Here is a 7868-nt window from a genome sequence, read left to right as displayed (position 1 = left end):
TCGCGCAATCGGATACTTCTCAGGTCGCCTGAAATCCAGCGCCCGCCTCGTGCCGCCGCATTATTCAGGGCCGACTACTTATTTGCTTGCTGCACAACAGACGAAACCTCCAGCGAACAACGATTGACGCTGCTACAACACCAGAGATCGCCCCTGCTCCGCTAAACCAAACATCGTGGAGGCGAACCGACCTTCCTGGCGAGAAAGCCTGAAGAGCTTCAAGGAGGACGCTGATCGATACAAGTGCTACGGCAACAAGGAGGGGCTTCCGGGTGTAGCTGAGGCCAAACAGCACGGCTGCAACGAAGTATGCGAGAAAGTGTTCGAGTTCGTCTGGAGCGCCTGTTCTGATCTCGAGGTTACTCGGCAGCAACGAGAGAAAGGCGAGAAAAAGCACACAGAACCATGAGCCAATTCGTATAGTGCGTCGGTGCTGGAGGTCGGAGGGGCGCATGGGTGCTCTGCGTTGCTGAAACCAGGAGATCATAAAGAGAAGCTAGCTTGAAGGGCATTCACAATTCAAAGAGCCCTCCTCCACCTGCATTGCCGACGATAGCTGCTCTGAGTTGAGGGTGTCTCGCGTTTATCTCGCTCAAGTAGCGCAATCAGCGATTAAGATAGTGATCCAACCGCAGAGATGTTCTCTGAAGGCCTGACGCTTGCGGCAACCCGGATGTTGTAAAGGCCCTCTTGGTGTTGTACAGGCACACGAAAGTCTTCATCGCGGTCTCCCCCGGAGCCCTTTGCAAGACATTGGTATCATTACGGAACTGCTCAGCAAGTCGGAATGTAGGGCTCTAGGCCCGCGACTGCTCAAGTTCAGGTTTGAATAACCTCCCGCCATGAATTCGCGACGATGCGGCACTTGGCGGGCGTCTTTTGCAGATGTCGGTTTCGATTGAAAGAGTGGATTTAGCGGATGAATGCTCCCGCGCCTAAAGTCTCGTTCGTATCCCTGGGTTGCCCTAAGGCCCTGGTGGATTCTGAGCGCATCATCACCCAGCTTCGCTCCCAAGGCTACCAGCTGACCAAGGAGCACGACGGGGCCGACGTGGTGATCGTCAATACCTGTGGCTTCCTCGACAGCGCCAAGGCCGAATCCCTGGAGGCCATCGGTGAGGCCATGGCCGAGAACGGCAAGGTTATCGTCACCGGCTGCATGGGTGCCGAGCCTGAGCAGATCCGGGAGCAGTTCCCGAACGTGCTGGCGATCACCGGTCCACAGGCTTACGAGTCCGTGGTCTCGGCCGTGCACCAGGCGGTGCCGCCGGCCCATGACCCCTTTGTGGACCTCGTGCCGCCGCAGGGCGTCAAGCTGACGCCGCGCCATTACGCCTATTTGAAGATTTCTGAAGGCTGCAACAACCGCTGCTCCTTCTGCATCATCCCGAAGCTGCGCGGCGATCTTGTGAGCCGCCCTATCGGTGACGTGCTGCGCGAGGCCGAAAAGCTCGCCAAGGCCGGGGTCAAGGAACTTCTGGTGATCTCGCAGGATACCAGCGCCTATGGCCTCGACATCAAGTACCAGCCGAGCCTGTGGAAAGACCGGGAGGTCCGCACGCGCTTCTTCGAGCTTGCCAAGGAACTGGGCGAACTCGGCATGTGGGTGCGCATGCACTATGTCTATCCCTACCCGCACGTGGACGAGGTCATCCCGCTGATGGCCGAGGGCAAGATCCTTCCCTATCTCGACATCCCGTTCCAGCACGCCTCCCCCAAGGTGCTGAAATCCATGCGCCGCCCCGGGAACCAGGAAAAGACCCTGGAGCGCATCCACAAGTGGCGGGAGATCTGCCCGGACCTCGCCATCCGCTCAACCTTCATCGTGGGGTTCCCGGGCGAGACGGAAGAGGATGTGGACTTCCTCATGGAGTGGCTGGAGGACGCGGAGATCGACCGTGCCGGCTGCTTCCAGTACGAGCCCGTCCAAGGCGCGCCCGCCAATGACATCGCCGGCGCAGTGCCAGCTGAGGTGAAGGAGGAGCGTTGGCACCGCTTCATGCAGACCCAGCAGAAGGTCAGCACAGAAATCCTCAAGAGCAAGGTCGGCCAGACCCTGCCGGTGATCATCGACGAGACTGGTGCCACCGTCGCCACCGGTCGCACAAAGTACGACGCTCCGGAGATCGACGGCGCGGTCTATGTGGCGTCACGCCAGCCGCTCAAGGCCGGCGAGATCGTGAACGTCAAAATCGAAAGCTCGGATGAGTACGACCTGCACGGGACGGTGGTCTAAACCCCTTCCCTTCATGCAGTTTCAAGCTGAAGCTGAGCGCTGTCGATGATGTGAACACCGGCGGCGCTCTAATCGTTTTGGGCTCTCGCGAGCGATCCATTGGTGTCGATGGCCCGCGAAGCGTCATCGATCAGGTAGGTGTCAAAACCGGCGGCGGCCGCGTCGAGCGCCGTCCAGGCGACGCAGAAATCCAGGGCCAACCCTGCACAGAAGACCCGGCGGAAGCCACGCTCCTTCAGATAGCCCTCTAGACCCGTCGAGGTGTGCCGGTCCGCCTCCTTGAAGCCCGAGTAGCTGTCGATGTCCCGGTTGTAGCCTTTGCGGATGACGAGCTGCGCATGTGGAATATCCGACTCCCGCGAGATCTCTGCGCCAGGTGTTCCCTGCACACAATGATCGGGCCAGAGCACCTGCGGGCCGTAATGGAGATCGATCACCTCGAAGGGTTGCCTGTTCGGATGGCTCGAAGCGAAGGAGGCATGCCCCTTCGGATGCCAATCCTGCGTTAGAACCACATGGCGGAAGGCTTTGGCGAGACGGTTGATCGGCTCGATCACCGCACCGCCTTGGGGCACGGCAAGTGCGCCGCCGGGAAGGAAGTCGTACTGGACGTCGGTGACGATGAGAATGTCCTGATTGCCCGGCTTCACGCTTTCCTGTCCTTCTCCGGATCGTATGCCGGTTCACGAATATAGCGGCTTTAACGAAAAGGGCAGCCGATCACTCGGCTGCCCTCACCTCTCGCAAAGCGGTTTGGCTTATTGCGGGATCTTATCCTCGATGCCCTTCACGTAGAAGTTCATGCCGAGCACCTGCTCGTCCGAGAGAGCACCCTGGCCCTTGCACTCGATCTCTTTGCCGTCCTGACCCATGATCGGGCACTTGAAGGGATTGAGTTTGCCGGACTTGATCGCAGCCTCCGTTTCTTCGGCCAGCTTCTTCACGTCGTCGGGCATGTTCTTGTAAGGCGACATGACGACCATATGGGCGTTGATACCGCCCCACACGTCCTCCGACTTCCAGGTGCCATCGAGAACGGCCTTAGTGCGGGCAACGTAATAGTCGGACCAGTTGTCGACGATGGCGGTCAGCTGCGCCTTCGGGGCGAAGCGTTCCATGTCGGAAGCCTGACCGAAGCCGAATTTGCCGCGGGCCTCGGCGGCCTGGATCGGAGCCGGGCTGTCCGTGTGCTGGGCCAGCATGTCGACGCCCTGGTCGAGGAGAGCCTTGGCGGCATCGCCTTCCTTCGCCGGGTCGTACCATGTGTTGGCGAACACGATCTTGATCTTGACCGCCGGGTTAACCGACTGGGCGCCGAGGTAGAAGGCGTTGATGCCGGCGATCACTTCCGGAATCGGGAAGGCGCCCACATAGCCGATGGTGTTCGACTTGGTCATCTTTCCGGCGATCTGGCCGATGATGTAGCGGCCCTCATGGAACTTCGCCGCATAGGTCGAGAGGTTCGGGTTACGCTTGAAGCCGGTGGCGTGCTCGAACTTGATGTTCGGGTATTTCTTGGCGACCTTCAGGGTCGGCTCCATGAAGCCGAAGGAGGTCGTGAAGATCAGGTCGTGGCCGGTGCGGGCCAGCTGCTCGATGGCGCGCTCGGAATCGGCTTCCGGCACGCTTTCCACGAAAGTGGTCGTGACCTTGCCTGGAAAGGCCTTCTCAATCGCTTGGCGGCCCTGGTCGTGCTGGTAGCTCCAGCCGTGGTCGCCTACCGGACCCACATAGATAAAGCCGACCTTGACCTTGTCCTTCGGCTGGGCAACAGCGCCCGTGGCCGACAGGGCCAGGACCGTGGCCCCCGCCAAAGCTCCAAAGACTTTCCCTGAAAACATGCTCGTTCCCTCGAGGTTAGATTTCCATTATTCCGTCGCAGGTCTGAAGCGTTCTGGCAAGAATTCCTCTGCCTACACTTTGGTCAGATTAACACCGCATTGCTCATCGGTCAGGCACGAAGGGGGCCCCCAGAGATCCGGGAGCTCCAATGGCTCGGCCGTGACGGATGGACAGGAGCAGCAGGGCAAGGATCGTCGCCAGGTAGGGCACAGCCGACAACACCTGCGACGGCACTCCGAACTGGGCAGCCTGCGCGTGAAGCTGCAGCACCGTAGCGGCACCGAAGATGTAGGCGCCGACCAGCACCCAGCCCGGGCGCCAAGCGGCGAAAACCACGAGCGCCAGGGCAATCCAGCCACGACCGGCCGTCATTCCGGGCGACCAGAAGCGGGTATACACGAGGGCGAGATAAGCTCCCGCCAGACCCGCACAGGCACCGCCGAACAGGATGGCCCAGAAGCGCACCTGCCGCACCGGAAGGCCCAGCGCATTGGCCGATGTATGGTTCTCGCCGATGGAGCGCAGAGTGAGCCCGGAACGGGTTCTGACAAGGTAGATTGCCACCACGATGGTCAGCGCAATCGAGGCATAGACGAAGAGATCCTGCTCGAAGAACAGGCGGCCAATCACAGGGATGTCGCTCAGTCCCGGAATATCGATCGGCGCGATGGGATCGCGCCTTGCGCCGACGAACGGTGCGCCGATGAGGCCGGACAGGCCAAGTCCCAGAATGGTCAGAGCGAGACCAGAGCCCGTCTGGTTCGCCGCAAAGCCTAGGACGAGCAGGGCGAAGAGCGCCGCCATAAGGGCACCCGCCAGCATCCCGGCGACTACGCCGAGCAGGGTGGAATCGAAGGTGACGGCAGCGGCGAAGCTGCAAGCGGCACCCATCGCCATCATGCCCTCGACGCCCAGGTTGAGGACGCCGGAGCGCTCCGTCACGAGTTCGCCCAGGGCTGCGATCAGCAACGGCGTGGAGGCGGTGACGATGGTGAGGAGAATGGCCTCAAAAACGGTCATTTGCCCCCTCCCCGTGTGGCGAAACGAATGCGGTAACTGACCATGGCGTCGGCCGCGAGCACGCACATGAGCAGGATGCCCTGGAATGCCTGGGTAAGATCGAGCGGCAGCTTCAGCATGATCTGCGCACTCTCGCCGCCGATGAAGGTGAGGGCTACAACAAGCGATGCGACCAGGATGCCAACAGGGTTGAGGCGCCCCAGGAACGCGACGGTGATGGCCGTGAAGCCATAGCCTGGGGAGATTGAGGGCTGCAGCTGGCCGATCTGCCCCGAGACCTCCAAGATGCCCGCCAATCCGGCGAGCCCGCCGGATATGGCAAAGACAGCCAACGTCGTTGCCTTGGAGCTGAAGCCGGCAAAGCGGGCTGCTCTTGGGGCGTCTCCAGTGAGCTTGAGACGGTATCCAAACAGGGTTCGGCCAAGAATTATAGCTGTGACCAGGACCGCGATGGCTGCGAAAACCGCGCCATAATGTACGCGGCCACCTTCAAAGATGGGATGGAGCGTCGCCGAGGGATCGAACGTCACCGATTGCGGGAAGTTGAAGCCCTTCGGATCGCGCCAGGGCCCGCGCACGAGATAATCGAGGATCAGCTGCGCCACATAGACCAGCATGAGGCTGGTGAGAATCTCGTTCACGCCGAAGCGGGTTTTCAGGAAGGCCGGGATCAGGCCCCAGAGAGCACCGCCAATGACGCCGAGCAGCAGCATGAGGGGCAGAACCCAGAAGCCGGCATCGCTGCCATGGGTTCTCAGGGCAAGCCAGCCGCCGAGCACCGCCCCGATCACGTACTGGCCCTCGGCGCCGATGTTCCAGAGATTGGCACGGAAGCAATAGGCGAGGCCGATGGCGATGAGCGCCATCGGGGTTGCCTTGACGACAAGTTCCTGCAGCGACCAGGGATCGCTCAAGGGCTGGAGAACATAGACGTCAAAGGCTGCGATGGGGGATCGGCCCATGAGCCAGATGACGAAGCCGGCGATCAGGAAGGCTGTGATGAATGCCGCGACTGATGCGAAAACGCGCATCATCGTGGAGGCATTGGTGCGAGGCGTCAGCTCAAAGCGCATGAGCGCCTCCTTGAGCCTGAGAAACACCGAGCATTTTAAGCCCCACGGCTTCCTTGGTCCATTCGCCGATGGGCTTCAGAGGGCTCAAAGTTCCCTGGTGGATCACGGCCATACGGTCCGCGACCTCGAACAACTCGTCGAGATCCTGGCTGACGACGACAACGGCACTGCCCTCGCGGGCCAGATCGACCAGAGCCTGTCGAATGAGACGGGCCGCACCCGCGTCGACCCCCCAGGTCGGTTGATCGACGATGAGGAGCTTCGGCTTCCGGATGATCTCACGGCCGATGACGAATTTCTGGAGGTTGCCGCCGGAAAGCTTGCGTGCCTGAGGGTCTCCCTCGGGCGTGCGCACATCAAAGCTCTGAACGATGGACCGGGCGACACGCTTGGCGGCATTCATCAGGATGAAGCCCGAACGGCTCACCTCGGTGGCTGCATGGGAAATCAGGGTGTTCTCGCTCAGACGATGGGTTGGGGCAGCCGAATGGCCAAGACGCTCCTCCGGCACGAAGGCCGCGCCAAGACGTCTGCGCGCATCGATCCCCATCGCGCCTGAGGGCTTGCCGTTGATGGCGATGGCATCCGGGTGATCTGCAAGGCGCTCGCCCGACAGCGCAGCAAAGAGCTCGCTTTGGCCGTTGCCGGCAACCCCGGCTATGCCGACGATTTCGCCCGCCCGTGCCACGAGGTTGATGTCTCGCAAGGCCTGCCCGTGCAGGCCAGCCGGTGGCAGCGACAGGTTCGACACCCTGAGTGCTTCCCCCTGCGGATGATGGGGCGCATCGCTGCGGACCTCGCCCACGGCGTTGCCGACCATGAGGGCCGCGATCTCGCGGGCGCTGCTCGCCCGAGGGTCGATGGTCGCCACCACCCGCCCTGCCCTCAGGATGGTGGCACGGCGGCAGAGGCGGCGCACTTCTTCCAGCTTGTGCGAGATGTAGAGGATTGAGCACCCCTCGGCCGAGAGCCTGTCGAGGGTCGTGAAAAGGTGCTCGGCCTCCTGCGGCGTGAGCACGGAAGTGGGCTCATCGAGGATGAGCAGACGCGGGTTCTGAAGCAGGCAACGGACGATCTCGATGCGCTGACGTTCGCCCGCAGACAAGGTCCAGACGGCTCGGTCCGCATCGAGCGCCAGCCCGTAGGTCCGGCTGATCTCGCCGAGCTTCTCCCGGACGGTTGAGAGGCTCCAATCGCTGGAGAGCGCCACGGCGATGTTCTCTGCCACGCTCAGTTCATCGAAGAGCGAGAAATGCTGGAACACCATGCCGAGGCCGAGCGCCCGCGCCTCGACCGGCGAGCCGATGGTGACGGGACGGCCGTCCCAGCGGATCTCGCCGGCGCTCGGCTCGATCACGCCGTAGAGGATCTTGACCAGGGTCGACTTCCCTGCCCCGTTCTCACCCAGAAGGGCGTGTTTCTCGCCGGGTTCAATCGACAGGTCGATCCCGTCATTCGCGAGAAGATCGCCGTAACGCTTGCTGATCCCTTTAAGTTCGACGAGGGGCGGTCCCGAGGGTGGTACGTCTGCCTTCACACAAGCGTCTCTGACTTAAAGGTTGATGCCGGGTCGGAATATGCACATGAATGACGGCCCGTACGGAACCTGGCAAGCGCCGTACCGGTTCGTTACTCCTCTGTGAGACGATCATAGGGATGCGGCGCACCGGTCGGCAATGGCGAAAGCTTGGTTTATT

Annotated in this window: 7 protein-coding genes; 1 reads left to right on the top strand and 6 read right to left on the bottom strand. The window is 61.6% G+C overall.

Annotated elements, in window-relative coordinates; translation table 11 throughout:
• Positions 1–64: 64 nt before the first annotated feature.
• Positions 65–454, bottom strand: coding sequence for a VanZ family protein (locus JKL45_RS30935; protein WP_201864514.1), 390 nt, complete (start codon positions 452–454; stop codon positions 65–67).
• Between the two features lie 465 nt (positions 455–919).
• On the opposite strand from JKL45_RS30935, the gene rimO reads away from it, so the two are divergent.
• The gene (rimO, locus tag JKL45_RS24995) at positions 920–2236 is read left to right on the top strand and encodes a 30S ribosomal protein S12 methylthiotransferase RimO (protein ID WP_201864513.1); all 1317 of its coding nucleotides are present in this window, start codon (positions 920–922) and stop codon (positions 2234–2236) included.
• A gap of 68 nt (positions 2237–2304) precedes the next feature.
• On the opposite strand, the gene JKL45_RS24990 is transcribed toward rimO, so the two are convergent.
• The 5 genes from JKL45_RS24990 to JKL45_RS24970 form a co-directional block, all read right to left on the bottom strand.
• Positions 2305–2886: a nicotinamidase gene (locus tag JKL45_RS24990; RefSeq protein WP_201864512.1), complete on the bottom strand. Its 582-nt coding sequence runs from the start codon at positions 2884–2886 to the stop codon at positions 2305–2307.
• Positions 2887–2994: 108 nt separating this feature from the next.
• Positions 2995–4077 carry a BMP family ABC transporter substrate-binding protein gene (locus JKL45_RS24985; RefSeq protein WP_201864511.1) on the bottom strand — a complete coding sequence of 361 codons (1083 nt, stop codon included), beginning with the start codon at positions 4075–4077 and terminating at the stop codon, positions 2995–2997.
• A gap of 103 nt (positions 4078–4180) precedes the next feature.
• Positions 4181–5098, bottom strand: a complete 918-nt coding sequence (locus JKL45_RS24980) for an ABC transporter permease (RefSeq protein ID WP_201864510.1) — start codon at positions 5096–5098, stop codon at positions 4181–4183.
• Complete coding sequence (locus JKL45_RS24975) at positions 5095–6171, bottom strand: ABC transporter permease (protein ID WP_201864509.1); 1077 nt, start codon at positions 6169–6171, stop codon at positions 5095–5097. Before JKL45_RS24975 ends, JKL45_RS24980 begins: the two co-directional genes overlap by 4 nt.
• The gene (locus tag JKL45_RS24970; protein ID WP_201864508.1) at positions 6161–7708 is read right to left on the bottom strand and encodes an ABC transporter ATP-binding protein; all 1548 of its coding nucleotides are present in this window, start codon (positions 7706–7708) and stop codon (positions 6161–6163) included. Before JKL45_RS24970 ends, JKL45_RS24975 begins: the two co-directional genes overlap by 11 nt.
• Positions 7709–7868: the final 160 nt, after the last annotated feature.

The sequence above is a fragment of the Microvirga soli genome, assembly GCF_016734765.1.
Lineage (GTDB): Bacteria > Pseudomonadota > Alphaproteobacteria > Rhizobiales > Beijerinckiaceae > Microvirga > Microvirga soli.
The sequence above is the reverse complement of the archived record's forward strand: the minus strand, read 5'-3'. Positions and strand labels throughout refer to the sequence as shown.